The following is a 19,806-nucleotide window of genomic DNA, read 5'->3' as shown; positions in this document are numbered from 1 at the left end:
CCCTTTGGGGCAAGCCGGGTTCAGGTCGAGGCGTGTGCGCGAACAATTGGCTCAGCCAGTATCACCAGATCGGCGAACGAATTGGCGTGCAGCTTGCGCATGAGGTCGGCCCGGCACGATTTGATGGTTCGTTCGCTCACAGCCAGTTCCGCGGCGATCTGCTTGTTAAGGCGACCAGCGACAATGCCGCGCAGTACCACAAGCTCGCGCGCGTTCAGATGGTGTGCGTCGGCCAGTTTGCCTGGCTCGGCCGGAGAAGGAACAACGACTGCGGCCGCGAGCGCATTGTCTATCGCGGCGAAGAGAGTCTGCGCCTCGATTGGCTTGACGAGGAAGTCGCATGCACCTGCCTTGATCGCCATCACCGTTCTGGGAATATCACGGTGCGCGCTGATGAAGACGATGGGCATCTGCCTGCCCAGCCGTTGCAGCGCGTGCTGCAAGTCGAGGCCGCCCGGGCCGGGCAGCTCCAGGTCCAGCAGCAGGCAGCCTCGCGACGGGTCAAAGTCTGCGACGAGAAATTCCCCGGCGCTCGGATAGCCCTTTACTGTATATCCTGCCTGAGTCAGCAGTCGCGTCAAAGCGGTGCGCATGGCGGGATCATCGTCAACGACATGGATGACCGTTGCGGCGTGATCAATCACGGTTGTCCCCCTTGCGGCATCGGCCGAGCCTTCAAGGCGGCCTTTTCAGTGGATGTATCGAACTCTGCCCGAACCGGCGAGAGCGTGTGTCCCGCGACGGACGGCAGCCACACGGTGAAAACACTACCGCCGCCGTCTCGAGGCGCGCCCCAGACCCGTCCACCGTGCGTTGAGACGATAGTGCGCACAATCGAAAGTCCAAGTCCCATGCCCTGCGGTTTGGTCGTGAACAGCGAGTCAAAGAGCCGTTCTGTGGCATCTGCCGGAATGCCGTGCCCACGGTCGGCGACGATCAGCTCGTAGCCTGTTCCCGCCACCCGGGTCGAGATGGAGACAATGCGCTCCGCGACGGGCGTCTCCTCCATCGCGTCCATTGCATTAATGACGAGATTGACCAGTACCTGCTGAAGTTGCACGCGGTCGCCTAGCACGCAGGCGTCTTGCGCCGCTAGATTCGACTCGACGGCGATGCGTCTGCGTCGCGCTTCGAGACCGAGCAAGGCCAGCCCTTCGTCGAACGCCGAATTGAGGTCGAGTGGGACCAGGTCGAGTGTATGCTTTTGCAGGAGCGCCCGAAGTCGCTGCACCACCTGGTTTGCGCGAAGCGCGTCCCGACGTATGTCCGCAAGGATAGAGTGAAGTTCGTCCTCCTCGGGCTCGTCTTCGAGCATCATGCCGGCCGCGTCCGCATTGCTGAGAATCGCGCCAAGCGGCTGGCCGATTTCATGTGCGACAGATGCGCTCAGTTCACCCGCTGAAGCGAGCCGTGCCGCGCGAGCCAGTTCGTCGGATCGCAGCGTTGCTTCATCCTCGGCGATGCGGCGGCGCTTGCGCTGCCAGAGCAAAGCCGCAATGGTCAGCGCCTGCAGCAAAACAACTGCAGCCGCGCCGAGCACGATTACCCGGTACTCCCGCCAGAGCGAAGGGCGCACGTTGATCAACTCACAACCATCGGGCAGTCCGGTCGCGTGTAGCCCGAATCTCTCGATCATCCCGAGGTCCGCAATGCAGTGAGACATGCTGGCCGATGAGACGGCACCTTGGCGGGGCGCCTTGCCGAGCAGAATCGATGCGGCGAGCGCACCGGTATTACGGCCGTTGGCATCGAAGCTGACTACCGAACCCGCCATCATCCCGTGACCGATATAGGTGGGATACCAGCCATATATCGGGGCGCCAGAGACCTTTGCCATCGGCTCGACGACCTCGTAGGGAAAAAAGGTCCGACCGGTGCGATCGCGATACATCGTCGTGTAGAGGACGGCCGCGTTACGGTCGAGCGCGGCAAGGCGCTGCTGCAGTTCGGGGACGGCCAGGCCGCTCCACACATCGACGGTCCACTGGCGTGACATGCGCGCACGCGCCGTATCGGCAGCGCGCTGCGCGAACCGGAGGTCCAGTTTCGCCGAGCCGGACACTATGACGAGACGCCGTGCGCCCGGTTGAAGAGTCTCCGCTAGCGCGAGAGTCCCATCGACATCGAAATCCGTCGGCACGTAGGCGAAGGCCGCAGGAATGTCTTTTTTCCGGCTTTCCGCGACACTGGAGATCACGACCGGTACGCCCGGCCAGATCTCGTCGTGGTAGCGCTTCGTAAAGTCGAGTGCAAAGTCTGCTAACCCGATCACTACGTCGACCTGTTTATGTTCGTATTTCCTCTTCAGAAGCGCCAGAAAGCTCGGCATCAATTCGGCGTTGTCGAATCGAAAATCGTCAAGTGAGTCTGTGTAAAACTCCACACCGCCCGGAGCGGCAGCGGCAATCGAATGGCGTATCGCGCGAATCTGCTCCTGGGCCGCCGGCTGGGTGGGGTCCGCGCCTGGCAGAATGACCACCCGCCAGGTGTGTTCCGCATTAGCGCACGTGCAGAAACCGAGCATGACCAGAAACACCCAACGCATAATGCGAGCCTGCGCGAAGGCTCGCCGCGCGCGGGCTGCCGCAACGATCGTCGGGGCGCTTTCCTCTTTCATGGCTCTGACAGGACTTGTGCGTCATGCTAACTATGCCAGAGCCTTTTACCATCCGAACAGCTTTAATCAGTTGATTGTCCGCTAAGGACTACTGTTTCTTTGATATGCAAAGCAGATCATCTATCCGCAGACCGCATAAATCCACATACGCTGTTGACATCGCAGTGCAGCATTCGCGCGATAGGCTATATAGTCCGACGAAGTGGCCGACGTCATCACGGCTTGTGCAAAGATTGCGCGCTGCTAATCAGGTTTTGCGGGATCACACGGATGATGCCGTTGCGAGGGCTATCGATGTCCGCAATCAGCATGAACGAGAGCGACACGGTCAGCGGCATGATCAGCAAGAAGCGGTTTTTGCCGGTCGAATTCTTCACTCCGTAACCCACCAGCACATTGGCGAACACGCCAATCAGCAGCATCATGATCCAGGCGGCCAAGGGAATCCGGTTGAGCCATGCCGCCTGTGTGTAACCTTGCGTGTTGATCACGTCGTTCATGCCCGCCACCGCGAGGGCAACCACCGGGCTGGGCTGCGTCACAGCGCCGCTTCTGGCCGAAGACCACAACCGGCGTTGCAGATCCGCAGTGGCAGCGTCGATCTGCGCGACGCGCTGCGCGTCGCGAGTCTGGTAGTACTCGATTCGCAAGTCGAGATACTGGGCGAGGTCCGCGCGGATTGCTGCGGCTGCACTCTGCGGCAAAAGATCCGCGCGGATAAATTCCGTCCCGATGGCGTTGGCTTCTTCCTCTTCGTAATTCTTTCGCTGGTCGTAGCGGCCTACCGCCATGGACAGACTGAAACCGACGACCAGCGCTAGCAGCGTCAGCGTGGCGGACTGCACAATCCTGAAGTCGTCGAGCGAGTCTTCGTCGAGCGTAATTCTCCTACGTAGGACCGAGTTTCCGAACTGGGCGGCCAGCGCCATCAGTGCGAAGGAAGCGACCAGCAGAATGAGGGGATGTCTGATGAGTTGCTGCATGCATTGCTCCCGGTGAATCCACTCGCCCGGCGCGTCACAGCCACGATGCGAGATTGCGGTAGGTACTTTATTAGGCATCACTCACTAGCGACCAGCTATTCAGGGGGTGCAGGGAGGGGGCCAAAGAAAATGGTCTTGAGCCTCTGGTGGCCGATCACTCGCGCCAGTTCGCCGATCGCGCAGTACATAAGAATCAGTGTCACAAGCAGAATCTGGATTGCCCAGAAACGCGCCCAGCTTATGTCGGCGATCAGCGCACGATTTGCGACGATCAGGTTGGGGGCTTCCTTCCAGTACTCATATAGTCGTTCCAGATAGTGGACGATGAGCGCGACGATCGCATACATCAAGGTCTTCCACGACACATTCCAGATTAGCGGCTTATCGGGGATACGGTTGATAAACGGTAGCATATCGGCGACGAGAACCGATTTCCCTAGTATTAGCGAGGCGACCAGCACGGACGTCGTCGTGAGAATCGATAAGCCGGTGCCTTTTACCATCAGGCTGCGAATCAGCGACACAACATGGAGAATAAAAAAGAAAAAACAGAGTCGGCGGCATCGCCTTCATGATTTCGCGCTTGATTTTGCCGGGCAGCGTGCTCACGATCCGATCCTCTCTTCCACAGGCGGCTATCGATGGGAAGCCCGCCAGCGGCGGACGAGCGTCGTCATAACAGGTGAATTTCAGTTACCGTCCCGGCCGGGGACGCCGATGACGTATCGCCCGGCAACTGCACAGATCAATGTAGTGGCCATCTATGTGAAAGAAAAGGCACGAATCTCGTATTGCCCGAAGGGGCAATCGGCTTGCCCCAAGTACCTATAGCACCGCACTGCCTTCCGGGCAAAAAATGCGCAGTGTCGAACATGCTATCGCGCAGAGGGAATGTCGATACCTGTCAATTGATACCCGGGATACATGATGAAACCTGAAACATGCTTCGTGGCGCCAGCTAGGCCGGTCAAACGCGCGCCTTTCGCTTTGGTGGCCGCCGCGTTGTTGAGCGTTGCGATAAGCGGCCAGGCACAAACGGATTCGCAGCAGCCCACGCGGCCTAACATCGTGCTGATTGTAGGCGACGACGTGGGGTGGGGTGATCTTGGTGCCTACGGCGGCGGTGAGGGGCGCGGTATCCCGACTCCCAACCTCGATAGACTGGCTGATGAGGGCATGACATTTTTCGACTTCTATGGCCAGCCGAGCTGCACGCCAGGCCGGGCGGCCCTTCAGACTGGCCGCAACCCGAATCGTAGTGGCATGACGACCGTAGCGTTCCAGGGGCAAGGCGGCGGCCTGCCTCATGCGGAATGGACGCTGGCTTCCGTGCTGAAACTCGCGCACTACAGCACGTATTTCACGGGTAAGTGGCACCTCGGCGAAGCGGACTACGCCCTTCCGAATGCACAGGGCTACGACGACATGAAGTACGTAGGCCTGTATCACCTGAATGCGTACACATATTCCGACCCCAAATGGTTTCCTGAGATGGATCAGCAGACCCGCGACCTGTTCATCAAGGTGACTACGGGCATGCTCTCCGGCAAGGCGGGTGAAAAGCCTCACGAAGACTTCAAGCTGAACGGCCAGTATCAAAATGAGCCAGACAAACGAATTGTCGGAATTCCGTTTGTCGATCGATACATCGAGAAAGCCGCACTCGACGATATCGACGATGCCGTCCAACGTGGACAGCCTTTCTTCATCAACGTGAACTTCATGAAGGTCCACCAGCCGAACATGCCCGACCCCGACTACATCGGCAAGTCTTTGTCGAAGTCCAAATACGCCGACTCGCTGGTTGAACTGGACGCGCGTGTCGGTCACATCATGGACAAGCTTCGCGAGAAAGGACTAGACAAAAATACGCTCGTATTCTTCACGACGGACAACGGCGCCTGGCAGGACGTTTATCCAGATGCGGGCTACACCCCCTTCCGCGGCACCAAGGGGACCGACCGCGAAGGTGGGGCACGTGTTCCTGCCATCGCGTGGTGGCCCGGAAAGATCAAACCGCACACGAGAAACTTCGACATCCTGGGTGGTCTCGACTGCATGGCGACCTTTGCAGCATTGGCGGGCGTAGATTTGCCCAAAAATGATCGTGAAGGCAAACCGATCGTGTTTGACAGCTACGACATGTCGCCCGTGCTGTTTGGCACAGGCAAGAGCAAGCGTAATGCGTGGTTCTACTTCACCGAAAACGAACTGACGCCGGGTGCCGTGCGGGTCGGACAGTTCAAGGCGGTGTTCAACCTGCGCGGAGATGGAGGCAAGGATACGGGCGGTCTGGCGGTGGACACCAATCTCGGCTGGAAGGGACCGGAGAGCTACGTCGCCACCGTTCCGCAAGTATTCGATCTGTATCAGGACCCTCAGGAGCGTTACGACATCTTCATGAACAACTATACGGAGCACACCTGGACACTTCCTACCTTCAATGCCGCGGTCAAAGGTCTGATGCAGACCTACGTCAAGTATCCGCCGCGCAAGCTGCAAAGCGAAGGGTATTCCGGGCCGATCACTCTCACACAGTACGAACGGTTCAAATACATTCGGGACGAACTGAAAGAGAATGGCTTCAACATCCCGCTGCCAACTGGAAACTGATCAGCTGAATGTGCCGGACGATCGGAGCGCCCTCCGCTTGTCCAGGGGTGGCAATGCGCGAGGTGATACTTTCAGCTGGCTGAGGATAACAATGCGTATCATCGAACATCGCACGTGGTCACGGCATGCGTCGCGTCATCTGGCGGGATTGATCTTATGCGCATGCGCGGCGATGAGCGCGTGTGTCAGCCACGAAGCGCCGTCAGCGGATTCTGCGATGGCGCACGCACAGCAGCAGGCGCTTTCAAGAGAGCTATCGACGAAAGCATTGCCTTCGTGGCAGGACGGCGCTGCTCGGGATGCCATTTTGAAGTTCATCGCCGACGTGACGCGCAAAGGTTCGGCAACCTACGTGGCGCCAGAAGCACGAATCGCGGTCTTTGATAACGACGGCACGCTCTGGAGCGAGCAGCCTATGCCTTTCCAGTTGTCGTTCATGATCGAGCAGGTGAAGGCCGCCGCGCCACGACACCCCGAGTGGCAAAACAATCCAGCATTCAAGGCACTTGTCGTGCACGACACGGCTGCGCTCGCGCAGAACCGGAAGGCACTCCTGAAGATTATCGGTGTGGCCAATAGCGGCATGACGACTGACGAATACGACCAGTCCATCCGTACATGGCTGGCCAGTGCGAAACACCCGACGCTGAACCGTTCCTATACCGAACTCGTCTATGGGCCGCAACTCGAACTGCTCGATTTACTGCGGACGAACGGCTTTAAGATCTGGATCGTTTCGGGCGGTACGGCGGAGTTCATGCGCGTGTGGGTGACCGAAGCGTACGGCGTGCCGCCTGAACAGGTGGTAGGCACCGAAGAGAAGCTGAAGTATGAAGTCCATGACGGCAAACCCGTGCTGATACGTCAACCAGGCTTTGATTTTGTCGACGACGGACCGGGCAAACCTGTCGGCATTTTTCGCGCGATTGGCAAGCGTCCGATCCTCGCAGTCGGCAATTCCGATGGCGATCGGGAAATGCTCGAATACACAGCGAGCGGGCCCGGCGAAACGCTTGCACTGCTGGTGCATCATGACGACCCCGAGCGCGAGTTCGCCTACGACCGCCAACCTTCAATGGCACGGCTCGACAAGGCGTGGGACCAGGCCGTTGCGCGCGGCTGGGTTATTGTCAGTATGAAGCGGGATTGGAAGACGGTGTACGCCCCGCTTCGAGGACAGCGATCGTCGCAATGACCGACCTTACCGATTCGCGTTGTATTTACCGCTGACTGCCTGCGGCCACGATGCGCACACACTGCCCGAAGTTGATCTCTGGAGCCAACCCATGCAGAACAGCCATGACGCGAACGCTGAACAGCCAGTGATCTTCTACCCGGCGCGATCGTCTGAAGCGGAGCCGGCCGTACCCGAGCAGAAAGGACGCTTTCATGCGATGGCCAAGCCCATTGGCTCGACCTGCAATATCGATTGCACGTATTGCTACTACCTGCACAAGGAGCACCTGCTTAACCAGCATCGTGGTCGTCGAATGGAACCGTCCATGCTGGAGCGCTATATCCGGCAGTACATCGAAGCGCAGACCGGCGACGAGATCATATTTTCATGGCAGGGCGGTGAGCCGACCATGCTCGGCATTGCGTTCTTTCACGACATCGTGGAGATTCAGAAGCGGCATACCCCCGCGAACCGCCGGATCTCGAATGACCTTCAGACCAACGCGACCTTGCTCAACGACGAATGGTGCGAGTTCCTCAAGGAGAATAACTTCCTGGTCGGCGTGAGTATCGACGGGCCGCGTGAATTGCACGATGCTTTCCGATTGGACCGGAAAGGACAGCCGACTTTCGATAATGTGATGCATGGGATCGGTCTGCTAAAAAAGCATGGGCTAAGATTCAATACGCTCACCGTCGTCAACCGTCTTAATGCGAAGCGGCCCGTGGATGTCTACCGATTTTTGCGTAACGAAATCGATTCGACCTACATCCAGTTTATTCCCTGTGTCGAACCGAACAATTTCCATAGCGTCGCACCACAGCATTGGCCAGCAGAGTCGATGCCGATGCTGGGAAGCGCAGCGGCAAAGCCGGGGCAACCAGACTCTGTCGTGACCGAGTGGTCAGTCGATCCCGACGATTGGGGCTACTTCCTTTCGCGAACCTTCGACGAGTGGTATAGAAAGGATGCGGGCCGTGTTCTGGTGAACCTGTTCGAGACGGCCGTCGTACAGACCTTGGGCAGGCCCGCGCAAACCTGCGTGACCGCCCAGTTTTGCGGTAAGGCACTGGCGATCGAGCACGACGGTGAAGTCTACTCATGCGACCACTACGTCTACCCTGCCTACTCGCTGGGGAACATCCGCGAGAGACACCTGGGTGAGATGGCTTTTTCAGCGGACCAGCAGAACTTCGGCTATGCAAAACGAAATGCTCTCCCTGCGTTTTGTCGACAGTGCAAGTATCTGAATCTGTGCTGGGGCGAGTGTCCGAAGAATCGCTTTGTGCGGAGCCCGGACGGTGAACCTGGCTTGAACTATCTCTGTTCAGGGATTCGCCGGTTTTTCGACCATGCGGGCCCGGCCCTCAGGCAGTTGGCGAAACAATCCGCGTGATCGTCGCACGTCTGCACTTGAGCAGCAAGGGCGAGCCTTTGATCACGTAGAGCCCCTATCCCAAAGGGTGTCGACGAGAGATTTCGATGCGGCGTCGCGCGACCCTGAATCATCGTGATGGGACGTGCGATTTCTGTGTGCGAACCCTGCGGGACTGTTACACGTACTGCGACCGATACGCCGACGGATGCATAGTCGTGCGTGTTCGGGAAGGGGAATCGATTGCGAATTCCGGCTCTCCACCGGCCACCAGACCGAGCCCATGTTTTTCCCGAAGGATCTGCAGGCCGAATTGCCGAACACCGGCAAGAAGAATCTCTATTACAAGGATGTACCGCCGCCAGTTATCGAGGAACTGTGGGCGCGCTTCTTTGCGGCCCTGCAGCCACTGCACGTGGGGGGCAAACTCGGCGCGGTGCTATTCCAGTTTCCGCACTGGATAACCGCAGTACCGAAAGCGATGAGGCACGTCGAGCACTGCGCCGAGCGCATGCACCCGTTTGTGACCGCGTTCGAATTTCGGCACGAGAGCTGGTTCAGCGAGAAGCACCGCGAGTCAACGCTTGCGATGGAGCGTGAACGCGGGATCGTTCACGTGATTCTGGATGCGCCGGAAGGCATGACGAAGCGCGCGCACTCAGTTTGGGAAGCGACGTCGCCCGAACTCGCGATCGTACGGCTGCATGGCCGCGACGCGTCGACATGGAGCGGCGCCGAGTCGGCGGCGGAACGGTTCAACCATGACGATAGCGACGACGAGCTTCGCGAACTCGCGCCACCGATTGAGGACATTGCGGGGCGCACGGCGCGCACACACGTCCTGTTCAACAACTGCTATCGCGATATCGAAGCTGCCGAGCCGGTGATCGGCGACGTAACCATCAATCACGAACAGCCCGCGCAATACAAGCGCACCAGCAAGGTGGCGAGCTTCCAGCAATCCGGCTCGGCAGATGCGCAACCGCTGCCGCCGCTGCACGATGTTGAACTGAGCTGGATGGGTCCTAACGGCTTCGTGCTGACCGGCATCGAGTTCATCGGTGATATCGCCTATGCTCGGTCGTGGTGGTGCCCGGCCGCTGCATGCCTCGGCGCGCGATCTGTGATTCTGTTTCACGCTGGAATGAAAAGGCCCCGCCGAGGCCGGGCCCTATTCGTGTGCTTACGGGTTGATAACCTTGGTGCGTGGGGTCACTCTTGGATCGTTGCACATCCATGCGCAGCTACCTTTACAGATCGGATGCAACTCAACTTCGATCTGGCGGACAGCTAGTTCATCGTCAGCCCGCTTCACCACGAACCCATCCGTAAGAGTTTTCGGCACGATATAGATATTCTCACTTCTGATACCGAGCTTCCTCAAATACGCTTGCACGTTTGCCCCGCGGCGCTCCTGCAAAACGTCAAGATCGTGCTCGCCAATATATGCTCCGGCCATCACAATCGCCTGAATCTGCACGTCAGGCCACTTCTTTGCCTCTTCCACCGCCTCTGCGATTGCGCGCCGATTTTCCTTTGAAAGTTCAACCGTGTTGAATGGCAACTCAATAGCCGCTACCTCTCCGATAGTACAAGCAATAACCGGGCGTCCCAAGCAAAACCACACGGCAAGCAATGCCGCGAGAAGGCCACCGCGCAAAATCAGTTGTCTACTCATGGTGCGATATTTACTCCATCGAATGTCGCTATGTAGCCAGCGATGCTGTCCGCGTTGCCAATCGCCTGATGAGGCTTATTTCTCGCGAAGATCATCGCCCCCGCTTCGCTGTCGAGATACATGTGGTCTTGCGAATTAAAAGTGTCTGTGAAGTGCGTACATTCGTGGATTATCGTCTTGACCTTGCATATTCCCCACAACTGGGCAAATGGACTTTCACAAAACTTCGAGTAAATAGCGATAACCCGTTTTTCCGAATCTGGTTTGCAGACTGCGGCGTGATTGACGCCCGAATCCGGCGTGACCGCACACGACAGGTGCCTGTTTGTTTCACTGTCCCATCGCACAATCCTTTCTGGCTCAAGTTGCTGCATCGCTGCAAGCAATCTCGGAAGCCCTTCGCTAAGTACCCTCTTTGCATGTACGTCCGCACTTGCAAAGAAGTTCGTCAGCCGGTCCTGCTCTTTCGTGTCCCAACGTGCAAGGCCCTCAATGCGTTTTTTGATTAACTCGACGCCGATATCGCGTGCCCGCATAGCCTGTCTGCGAAACTCCTTGTTGGTCATGTTCGGGCAGATAGAGGTCGTGTTGATCGTGACGTCCCTATTTGAACCAGGAGTCGTGTTTGTAAAAGCAGTGTCATCGAGTGTTACCCATTCGGTGTTGTCGTTCACTTTGCTAACGCTCCACTTCAATCGTAAGAAACTTGAAACCCTGCGTTGTAACGCGAGAAGTCTGCCCGGCTGCGTTTGTCTTGCCGCTACAGATTTCTTTGCCTTCGGCGAGAATCCGGTATCGCACATCTGGTACAGGGTTGCCGTTGTAATCCCTGATCGTGAACCGTTCATCGAACGGGCCTGCAGGTCGATTGCGACAGAGGCACCCCTCGCCTTGCCCTAACGCCTGCCTCATGTCGTAACCGGATGGGAGAGCCCTGATCGCATTAAACGGAATCCGCTCCCCGGATTTAGGATTCGTCGTCATTGCACGAGGCATATCAGGCCACTCTTTGTATATCTTGAATGTAATACGGCAATCAAGACATTCCCGGTTATCTGATCCCTCGAACATATCCGCAAAGCGAGCCTTCATTTCTGCAATGATCGCCTCTGCGGAGCGCATCCTTTCATACATTGGACCCTCCCATAGGTTAATTCGCGCTCTCAGACCATCAGACCATTGAGCACGCGTAAGAGCACCATCAGTTACCCTCCGCGTTATGGTTCAGATCGAATACAACTGAAGCCTATCCCGCGGGAAAAATTCGCCGGATTCGACATTCAGACCCATTGCAGACGGTATTGGCGTGAAGTTTAAGTAGACTAAATAGGTGATACGGCAAAGCAGGCATTCTTCCTTGCCCACGGCACCATCCTGTTTCAGTTTTCCCACTAGACCTCTTCTGTTTTCCAGAAAAACATCTATCGAATAAACCATTTAAACGGGTCACCGTCAATGACTTTAATTCGATATAATCCGGTTTTGACAGATATTCACAATTGCTCTGGCCATCTCATTTTCAGGTGCAGTTTTCCAATATCACCGTCCAACAAAAAAAGTGGCATTGAGCCGCTTTTACCGTAAGTGACCGACGCCGGTCAGTGCTTTGCCCATGAAGCGTCCATAGCCGCCAGTTTCCCGTTCGCGCCCTGCGCAGGGTCAGCGAGAAGCGCTGCCGCGTCCGCCGGTGTCAGTTGGCGGTTAGGAAGCCGCTTGGCGTCGAGCGCAAGCACGGTGAACAGTTCCTGATCGGTGCGATTGGTCGCGTGGTAGTTCTCGCCGATCTGGATCATGAACTCCAGCAGGTTGCGGCGTTCGTGTCTTTCCTCGACAGTCACAGCAGGACTTCTAGCGGAGCCTGAATTGCGCGAGAAGGCCAATAGTCGTAGCTGGTCGATCAGCGTTCCGGGCCACAGATAGTCAACGCGATTCGGCTTTATTCGCGTTCTGCTCGACAATGAGTTGCGGGGCGAATAGTTGGCCGACCTCGGTCCAATACCGGCACCGAACCGCGCCCGCAATCACAACTCCAGCACCGTCACCCCGACTTCCATCCGATGCGCGCCGCCGCCAAGAATCGTCCCGCGAAGCAGTGACACGTCGCTGTAATCGCGCCCGATCGCGAGCGTCACATGATCCAGATCGGCGAGCACGTCATTGGTCGGATCGAGATCGATCCAGCCGCTGGCCGGACAATGCACCGATACCCAAGCGTGCGAAGCATCCGCGCCAATCAGGCGCGGGTGTCCCGGCGGCGGATCGTTGCGCAGATAGCCGCTGACGTAGCGGGCGGGCAAGCCAAGCGAGCGCAGACAGCCGATCATCACTTGCGCGAAATCCTGACACACGCCGCTCTTCAGCTCAAACGCGCGTTCGGCCGGCGTGTCGAACAGCGTCGCCGACGGCTTGTACGCGAAGTCTTCGTGAATCCGATGCATCAGATCGATCGCGCCCGCGACGAGCGGCCGGCCGGGCGTGAAGCTCGGCAACGCATACGCGCGCAGCGACGGCCGCAGCGCAATATTCGGCGAAGCGAAGCAGTACTCCGCCTCGGCACGGAACGCGCCGCCCACGCGAAACCGCAGCGCCTCGGCCACCGTCTCCCAGGGCGGGGTGGCCTCGGCGTCGAGGTTGGCCCAGCGCGGCGTCAGCGCGACCGTGGTTTCGCTGACGAGTTGCAGGCGCTCGTGCGGTGTATCGAGCGCGAAGTACAGCACGTCGTTGCCGAATGCGTCGATGCGGCTATGCTGATACGACGGCTGCGGCTCGATCCGCTCGCTGCGTGAGATCACACGCTGCCACGGACACGCGAGCGGCCGGATCGTCGCCAGATGCTGCGCGGTTTCGACATACGTCGAGTAATGGTAAACAGTGCGATGCGAAACAGACAGCACCGTCGACGCGTTCTTCATGCCCACACCTGCGAGGCAACCGTGGTCGCGTGACTGAAATAGCGCGCGCTGATCTCATGCGCGGCCGCATTGGCGAAGCTGCCGATCTGATCGCACAGCGCAATCAGCTTGCCATACGAGCCCTGTTCGTCGACCTCGCACAGCGATTCGAGCGTCGGCAGCGATTCGACGGGCGGCAGCAGCTCCGCGAACGGCCGATGCCGCACGCTGCCCGCCGCGATGGCGATCTCGTCGAGTTTGTTGCGCAGGCGCTCGTACACGCCATAAATGCCGCGCGGATTATGCGGTTCGATCACGAGCAGATCGAGCAGCGCCGGTACTTCGAAACGTCCCGGATACAGCGAGCGATACGTGAGCGTGCTGTCGAACATTTGCAGCAGCAGATCGAAGCCGGCCGGCGTCGCGAGTTGGCCGTTCACGGCGACGCCGCGCATGAACGCGGCCATCGTCGCGACGCGCTCGATATGACGTCCGACGAACAGCAGCCGCCACGCCTCATCACGCGTCATGCGGTCGCCTTGCGCGCCGCTGATCGCCGAGAGCTGCACCGACAGATGCTCGAGCGCATTCGCGAGCGTCACGCGGTCGTAGCGATCGAACGCATTGCCGCTGCTCGTGGCACCCGCGCCGCCGTTGCCCGCGCCCACGGCTGGCGACAACACCTGCAACGCGTCCTGAAAGTCGTTGCGCGCCGCGAGGATCATGCGCCAATGATCATTCGACAAACGCCCGCGCACCTCGCCGTTCGCGCGCGCCTGGCAATTGAGGTTCTGGCTGATGCTGACGCTGCCCGCGCTCTCGCTGAGATTCGCGACGAGCGCGCGCTCGAACGTCTGCGGCGACGGCAGCCCGTGCGGCGACGCCAGGTCGCCAGGCTGCACGAGGCCGCACCATGTCGCGAGTTCGACCAGCGTCGCGAACATCGAATCGGCGTCGTTGCCTTCGAGCGAGCCGAGAATCAGCCGCAGCAGACGCACGTTGTTTTCCGCCCGCTCGCCGTAGCGGCCCGCCCAGAACAGGTTCTCCGCGGCACGGCTCGATACCGTACGATGCTTGCGCGTGAGATCGGCGGGCTGCATCGGCGAAGGCAGCAGCGTGAACGTCGAGCTTGGCTGGCTCGACAGCACCCAGGTATCGACGCTGCTGCCGCCGTGCTGCATCGATACCGTGGTCTGACGCTCCGCGGCCATGCGCGTGAAACCGCCCGGCATCACGTGCCAGCCGCCGTTGACGTCGGCGATCGCATAGACGCGCAGCACCGACGGCCTTCCGCCGATCGTGCCCTCCTCGAAGCGCGGCGTGCAGGAAAAGCGCTGCTCCTGCTGGATCGTGAACGCGTCGGGCAACGCGTCGATGCGCTCGCGCCATGTCGCGAGCGGCTGCCTGCCCCCTTCGATGCCGGGCGGCGTGTCGCGTCCCGCGAGCGGCCAGGTCGGCACGATGAACGCGTCGTCGAGATGCGCGAACGCATGCTCGCGCGCGGCCCGTTCGCCGCACCACCAGGTCGGCACGCCGGGCAGCAGCAGCTCTTCGCCGAGCAACGCTTCGGCGATACCCGGCATGAAACCGTGCAACGCCGGCGACTCGGCGAACCCCGAGCCCGGCACGTTCGACACGATCACATTGCCTGCGCGCATCACCTGCAACAGCCCCGGCACGCCGATCGTCGAATCGGCGCGCAGTTCGATCGGGTCGCAGAATGCGTCGTCGAGACGGCGCAGCACGACGTGCACGCGTTCGAGGCCGGCCAGGGTCTTCAGATAGAGCCGGTCGCCGCGCACGGTCAGATCCTTGCCTTCGACCAGCGTGACGCCGAGATAGCGCGCCAGAAACACATGCTCGAAATAGGTTTCGCTGTACGGCCCAGGCGTGAGCAGCGCGATATGCGGTGACGCGTCGGCGCTTTCCTCGTTGCGCATCGTCGCTTGCGCGGCCTGCACGAGCGTCGCGATCAGTTGCGAATAGAGCGGCGCGAGCCGGCTCACGCGCAGCGAGCGGAACGGCTCCGCGAGGAGCGTCGAGACGATCAGGCGGTTTTCGAGCGCGTAGCCGAGGCCGGACGGCGCCTCGGTGCGATGCGCGATCACGCTCCACTCGCCGCCCGGCGTACGCGCGAGATCGAGCGCGACGACCTGCAGATACTGACCGCCGGGCGGCGTGAAGCCCTTCACCGAACGCAGATAGCCCGGATGGCCGAACACCAGCGCGGGCGGCAGTCGGCCATCTTCGAGCAGCGTCCGCGGTCCGTAGATGTCGGCAACGATCGCGTTGAGCAGATGCGCGCGCTGCGCGACGCCGCGCTCGAGGTGCGCCCACTCGGCCTCGCTGATCAGGAACGGCAGGAGGTCGAGCGCCCATGGCCGTGACTTGCCGTTGTCCGCGTAGACGTTGTAGCTGATGTCGTTGTCGCGGATCTGCTGCGCGATCGACGCGTGATGGTCCGCGAGCCGCGCCACGCCGTCTTCGTCGAGCAGTGCGAAGAACTGCCGCCACGGCTCGCGCAGCGCGCCCGACTCGTCACGCAGCTCGTCCCAATGTCCGTCATGACCCGGCAGCAATCGCAACAGGGACGAAGCGTCCGCCGGCAGCGCGGACGCCTCGAAGGGCAAAGTCGATTGAAAGGCCAAGGTCGTGTGATGTCAGTGATGCGTGTTTTTCAACTGTGGCGCAGATCGAGTGTGAACGGAAACTCGAGGCTGCGCTGCGGCGTGCCCACGGCGAGCGGCCCCGGCGTATGACCCGACGCGAAGAAACGCGAGCGTCGCCGGCTTTCCGCCTCGTAGGCGTTGACCGGGAAGGTCTGATAGGTGCGCCCGCCCGGATGAGCGACATGATACTGGCATCCGCCGAGCGAGCGGCCGCTCCATGTGTCGACGAGGTCGAACGTGAGCGGCGCGTGTACGCCGATCGTCGGATGCAGCGCCGAGGGCTGCGACCACGCGCGAAAACGCACGCCGGCCACGTACTCGCTGACGCGGCCGGTCGGCTGCAAAGGCACCGGCACGCCGTTGACGCTCAGCACGTGACGATCGCCGTTCAACCCGAGCGCGCGCACCTCGAGCCGCTCGACCGACGAATCGACATAGCGCACCGTGCCGCCGCTGGCGCCCTCCTCGCCCATCACGTGCCATGGTTCGAGCGCATTGCGGATCGTCAGGTCGATGCCGCTCAGCGTCATCTCGCCGACGAGCGGGAAGCGGAATTCGAAGTGCGGCGCGAACCACGCGCTATCGAAGGCGAAGCCGGCTTCGCCGAGCTCGGCGAGCACGTCGTCGAAATCTATCTTCACGAAGGTGCCGAGCAGGAAGCGATCGTGCAACTCGGTGCCCCAGCGGGTGAGCCGCTGCGTGTACGGCATGCGCCAGAATCGCGCGACCAGTGCGCGCAGCAGCAGTTGCTGCACGAGACTCATGCGCGCGTGCGGCGGCATCTCGAAGCCGCGCAGCTCCAGCAGGCCGAGGCGGCCGGTCGGGCCGTCGGGCGAATACAGCTTGTCGATGCAGAACTCGGCGCGGTGCGTGTTGCCGGTCACGTCGATCAGGATGTTGCGCAGCGCGCGGTCGATCATCCACGGCGGCAGGTTGCCGCTGTCGCGGCCGCCGAGCAGATCGACCTGGCGTTGCAGTTCGGAGAACGCGATCTCGAGTTCGTAGACCTGATCGTTGCGCGCTTCGTCGACGCGCGGTGCCTGGCTCGTCGGTCCGATGAACAGCCCCGAGAATAGATACGACAGCGACGGATGGTTGTGCCAGTACGCGATCAGGCTCGCGAGCAGATCGGGCCGGCGCAGGAACGGGCTGTCGGCCGGCGTAGCGCCGCCGAGCACGAAGTGATTGCCGCCGCCGGTGCCAGTGTGGCGCCCGTCGAGCATGAACTTCTCGCTGCTCAGATAGCTGTGCGCGGCCGACTGATAAAGGTACTCGGTGTGATCGACGAGCTCGTCCCAGTTCGCGGCCGGATGGATGTTGACTTCGATCACGCCGGGGTCCGGTGTCACCTGCAGCACTTTCAGACGCGGATCGCGCGGCGGCGGATAGCCTTCGAGCACGATCTGCATCTTCAGCTCCGCGGCGGTCGCTTCGACTGCGGCGAGCAGGTCGAGATAGTCGTCGAGATCGGTCAGCGGCGGCATGAATACGTGCAGCAGCGTACGGCCGCTGCCGAACGAATCGGCTTCGGCTTCCGGGCCGGCCGCGCGTTTCGGGTCGCGCGCCTCGACGCACACCGCGGTGCGCAGCGTGTCCTTCGACGATTCGCCAAGCGCGGGCAGCGATTCGTCGTGGCGCTGCGGCGCATACGCGAGCACGCCGCCGTGCGGCATGCCGCTCAGCAGATCGGCCGCCGGCAGCGACAGCGCGGCCGCCTGCCGCGCGCTCGTCTGTTCCTCGGTGATCTGCCGGCCCGCGCGCCCGCCTTCGTACTGCACGCGCAACTGCGCGGCCGTGCGCAGCGGCTGCGGCGGTGCGAACGGATCGTGCGCGTGCTGATACGGATAGTCGGTCTTCGACACCCACGGCAGCGATTCGAGCGGCAGCCGGTAGCCCATCGGCGAATCGCCGGGAATCAGATACATGCGGTCGTCACGGAAGAACCAGCGGCCCGTGATCCACGTCGGCGTGATGCCCGGCGCGCCGCGCTCGCGGCCGAGCGGCAGCACGTAGCCTGACGGACTCGCGAGCCCCGCGTCGAACACGCGCCGCAGTCGCACGCGTTCGAGCTCGTCGTCCAGACGCGCGTCGAACGGATCGACGTTCACCGGCAGGCGGCGCTCGCGCCACAGGTAGTACCAGGTGTCTTCGTAGCCGGGCTGGATGCAGTCGGGGTCGAGCGACAGCTTCGCGGCCAGATGCGCGATGAAGCGTTGCGCGTCGGCGGCCGTGTAGCGGCCCGGCTCGCGTTCGTCGGCGAACAGGGCCGGGTTGCGCCAGCACGGCTCGCCGTCGGCGCGCCAGTACAGCGACATCGCCCAGCGCGGCAGTTGCTCGCCCGGATACCACTTGCCCTGGCCGATATGCAGGAAGCCGTTCGCGCCGTAGCGGTCGCGCAGCCGGTCCACCAGCGCGACCGCGTAGCCGCGCTTGGTGGGTCCCAGCGCGTCGGTGTTCCATTCGGCGGCGTCGCGATCGCGCACCGATACGAAGGTCGGCTCGCCGCCCATCGTCAGTCGCACGTCCATGTCGGCGAGTTCGTAGTCGACCCGCGCGCCCATCTTCAGCACGTCGTGCCACGCGGCTTCGCTATACGGCTTCGTGACGCGCGGCGACTCGAGCACGCGTTCGATCGACATCGTGTGTCCGAACTCGACCTCGCTTTCGTCGACCGCACCCGAGATCGGCGCCGCGCTGCCCGGCTCCGGCGTGCACGCGACCGGTATGTGCCCTTCCCCCGCGAGCAGCCCCGAGGTCGGATCGAGCCCGATCCAGCCCGCCCCTGGCAGATAGACCTCGCACCACGCGTGGAGGTCGGTGAAGTCGACCTCGGTGCCGCTCGGGCCGTCGATCGATCTGAGGTCGGGCGCGAGCTGCAGCAGATAGCCCGACACGAAGCGCGCCGCGAAGCCGAGCTGCCGCAGCGTCTCGACGAGCAGCCAGCCCGAATCGCGGCACGAGCCCGCCGCATTGGTCAAGGTTTCCTCCGGCGTCTGCACGCCCGGCTCCATCCGGATCAGGTAGCGGATCTCGCGTTGCAGCCGCTGGTTCAGCGCCACCAGGAAGTTCGCGGTACCGGCCGGCGTGCGGTCGATGCTCGCGACGAACCCGGCGAAGCGCGGCGTCATCGGCCGCTTCACGCGGTAGGGCGCGAGTTCGGCCGCCAGCTCCGGCGCGTAGTCGAATGGAACTTGCTCGGCCGATGGTTCGAGAAAGAAGTCGAACGGGTTGTAGACGGCCATTTCGGCGACCAGATCGACGCTCACCTTGAACTCACGGGTCTGCTCGGGAAACACGAGCCGCGCCTGATAGTTGGCGAACGCGTCCTGCTGCCAGTTGATGAAGTGCCTCGCGGGTTCGACGCGCATCGAGTACGACAGGATCGGCGTACGACAATGCGGCGCGGGCCGCAGCCGCACGACCTGGGGTGACAGCGTGACCAGCCTGTCGTAGCGGTAATGAGTAACGTGATGCAACGCGACGCGTATGGACACTCCGGACTCCTCGACGAAGGGGGGCAGCCCGCCAAAAAAGCAAGCTCTATGCCGTTGCTGGACAAACCCGTATGAATCGTTTGGTCTTGTCTGAACTGCGTTTGCGTTGCGTACCTCGCGCGCTGCCGCGGGCTCGCCTCGGACCGTGCACCAAAGCGGCGCAGCGCCGATGCACGATCATGACCGTACTGTGCGTTAAAGCGGTGACGTCTGGCAATCGCGGCATGAAGATTGCGACCGGCTTTCGTCCGCTATCGCGTTGATGATGCCGCTTACCATGGCTCATCATCGCAAACGACATAGCACCGA

General features: G+C 61.1%; 15 protein-coding genes and 1 pseudogene. 5 read left to right on the top strand and 11 right to left on the bottom strand.

The annotated features are described in order from the left end of the window. Positions 1–20 precede the first annotated feature (20 nt). From OKW37_RS27035 to OKW37_RS27020, 4 genes are all read right to left on the bottom strand, one after another. The gene (locus OKW37_RS27035; protein WP_184063482.1) at positions 21–644 is read right to left on the bottom strand and encodes a response regulator transcription factor; all 624 of its coding nucleotides are present in this window, start codon (positions 642–644) and stop codon (positions 21–23) included. Continuing rightward, positions 641–2,617 (bottom strand): sensor histidine kinase, encoded by a 1,977-nt coding sequence (locus OKW37_RS27030; RefSeq protein WP_429402747.1) that lies wholly within the window; start codon positions 2,615–2,617, stop codon positions 641–643. Before OKW37_RS27030 ends, OKW37_RS27035 begins: the two co-directional genes overlap by 4 nt. Before the next feature lie 215 nt (positions 2,618–2,832). Further along, positions 2,833–3,600, bottom strand: coding sequence for a hypothetical protein (locus OKW37_RS27025; RefSeq protein ID WP_184046580.1), 768 nt, complete (start codon positions 3,598–3,600; stop codon positions 2,833–2,835). A gap of 95 nt (positions 3,601–3,695) precedes the next feature. Further along, positions 3,696–4,061 carry a hypothetical protein gene (locus tag OKW37_RS27020; protein ID WP_429353105.1) on the bottom strand — a complete coding sequence of 122 codons (366 nt, stop codon included), beginning with the start codon at positions 4,059–4,061 and terminating at the stop codon, positions 3,696–3,698. A gap of 10 nt (positions 4,062–4,071) precedes the next feature. Here OKW37_RS27020 and OKW37_RS27015 point away from each other — a divergent pair, with 10 nt between their 5' ends. The 5 genes and pseudogenes from OKW37_RS27015 to OKW37_RS26995 form a co-directional block, all read left to right on the top strand. After that, the gene (locus OKW37_RS27015) at positions 4,072–4,431 is read left to right on the top strand and encodes a hypothetical protein (RefSeq protein WP_429402746.1); all 360 of its coding nucleotides are present in this window, start codon (positions 4,072–4,074) and stop codon (positions 4,429–4,431) included. Between the two features lie 96 nt (positions 4,432–4,527). Further along, positions 4,528–6,213, top strand: coding sequence for an arylsulfatase (locus tag OKW37_RS27010; protein WP_429353104.1), 1,686 nt, complete (start codon positions 4,528–4,530; stop codon positions 6,211–6,213). A 91-nt stretch (positions 6,214–6,304) separates the two neighbouring features. Continuing rightward, complete coding sequence (locus tag OKW37_RS27005) at positions 6,305–7,408, top strand: HAD family hydrolase (protein ID WP_429402744.1); 1,104 nt, start codon at positions 6,305–6,307, stop codon at positions 7,406–7,408. 91 nt (positions 7,409–7,499) lie between these two features. After that, positions 7,500–8,786 carry an anaerobic sulfatase maturase gene (locus OKW37_RS27000; protein WP_429402743.1) on the top strand — a complete coding sequence of 429 codons (1,287 nt, stop codon included), beginning with the start codon at positions 7,500–7,502 and terminating at the stop codon, positions 8,784–8,786. 229 nt (positions 8,787–9,015) lie between these two features. Next, positions 9,016–9,633: pseudogene (locus tag OKW37_RS26995) on the top strand (DUF72 domain-containing protein); the annotation flags it as partial. A 315-nt stretch (positions 9,634–9,948) separates the two neighbouring features. Here OKW37_RS26995 and OKW37_RS26990 read toward each other — a convergent pair. The 7 genes from OKW37_RS26990 to OKW37_RS26960 form a co-directional block, all read right to left on the bottom strand. Continuing rightward, the gene (locus tag OKW37_RS26990; RefSeq protein ID WP_429402742.1) at positions 9,949–10,443 is read right to left on the bottom strand and encodes a hypothetical protein; all 495 of its coding nucleotides are present in this window, start codon (positions 10,441–10,443) and stop codon (positions 9,949–9,951) included. Further along, on the bottom strand, positions 10,440–11,117 hold the full coding sequence (locus OKW37_RS26985) for a M35 family metallo-endopeptidase (protein WP_429353100.1): 678 nt from the start codon (positions 11,115–11,117) through the stop codon (positions 10,440–10,442). Before OKW37_RS26985 ends, OKW37_RS26990 begins: the two co-directional genes overlap by 4 nt. A 4-nt stretch (positions 11,118–11,121) precedes the next feature. After that, entirely contained in the window at positions 11,122–11,577 is a 456-nt protein-coding gene (locus OKW37_RS26980) for a hypothetical protein (RefSeq protein ID WP_429402741.1), read from the bottom strand. Between the two features lie 464 nt (positions 11,578–12,041). Continuing rightward, positions 12,042–12,281: a hypothetical protein gene (locus OKW37_RS26975; RefSeq protein WP_184063464.1), complete on the bottom strand. Its 240-nt coding sequence runs from the start codon at positions 12,279–12,281 to the stop codon at positions 12,042–12,044. Between the two features lie 183 nt (positions 12,282–12,464). Beyond that, positions 12,465–13,355, bottom strand: coding sequence for a transglutaminase family protein (locus tag OKW37_RS26970; protein ID WP_429402740.1), 891 nt, complete (start codon positions 13,353–13,355; stop codon positions 12,465–12,467). Further along, complete coding sequence (locus tag OKW37_RS26965) at positions 13,352–15,982, bottom strand: circularly permuted type 2 ATP-grasp protein (RefSeq protein ID WP_429402739.1); 2,631 nt, start codon at positions 15,980–15,982, stop codon at positions 13,352–13,354. Before OKW37_RS26965 ends, OKW37_RS26970 begins: the two co-directional genes overlap by 4 nt. 29 nt (positions 15,983–16,011) lie before the next feature. Then, the gene (locus OKW37_RS26960; RefSeq protein WP_429402738.1) at positions 16,012–19,497 is read right to left on the bottom strand and encodes a DUF2126 domain-containing protein; all 3,486 of its coding nucleotides are present in this window, start codon (positions 19,495–19,497) and stop codon (positions 16,012–16,014) included. Positions 19,498–19,806: the final 309 nt, after the last annotated feature.

It is taken from the genome of Paraburkholderia sp. MM5482-R2, from assembly GCF_050436125.1.
Classification (GTDB): Bacteria; Pseudomonadota; Gammaproteobacteria; order Burkholderiales; family Burkholderiaceae; genus Paraburkholderia; species Paraburkholderia tuberum.
Note: the sequence above shows the minus strand (reverse complement) of the source record. Positions and strands in the feature narration are given on the sequence as shown.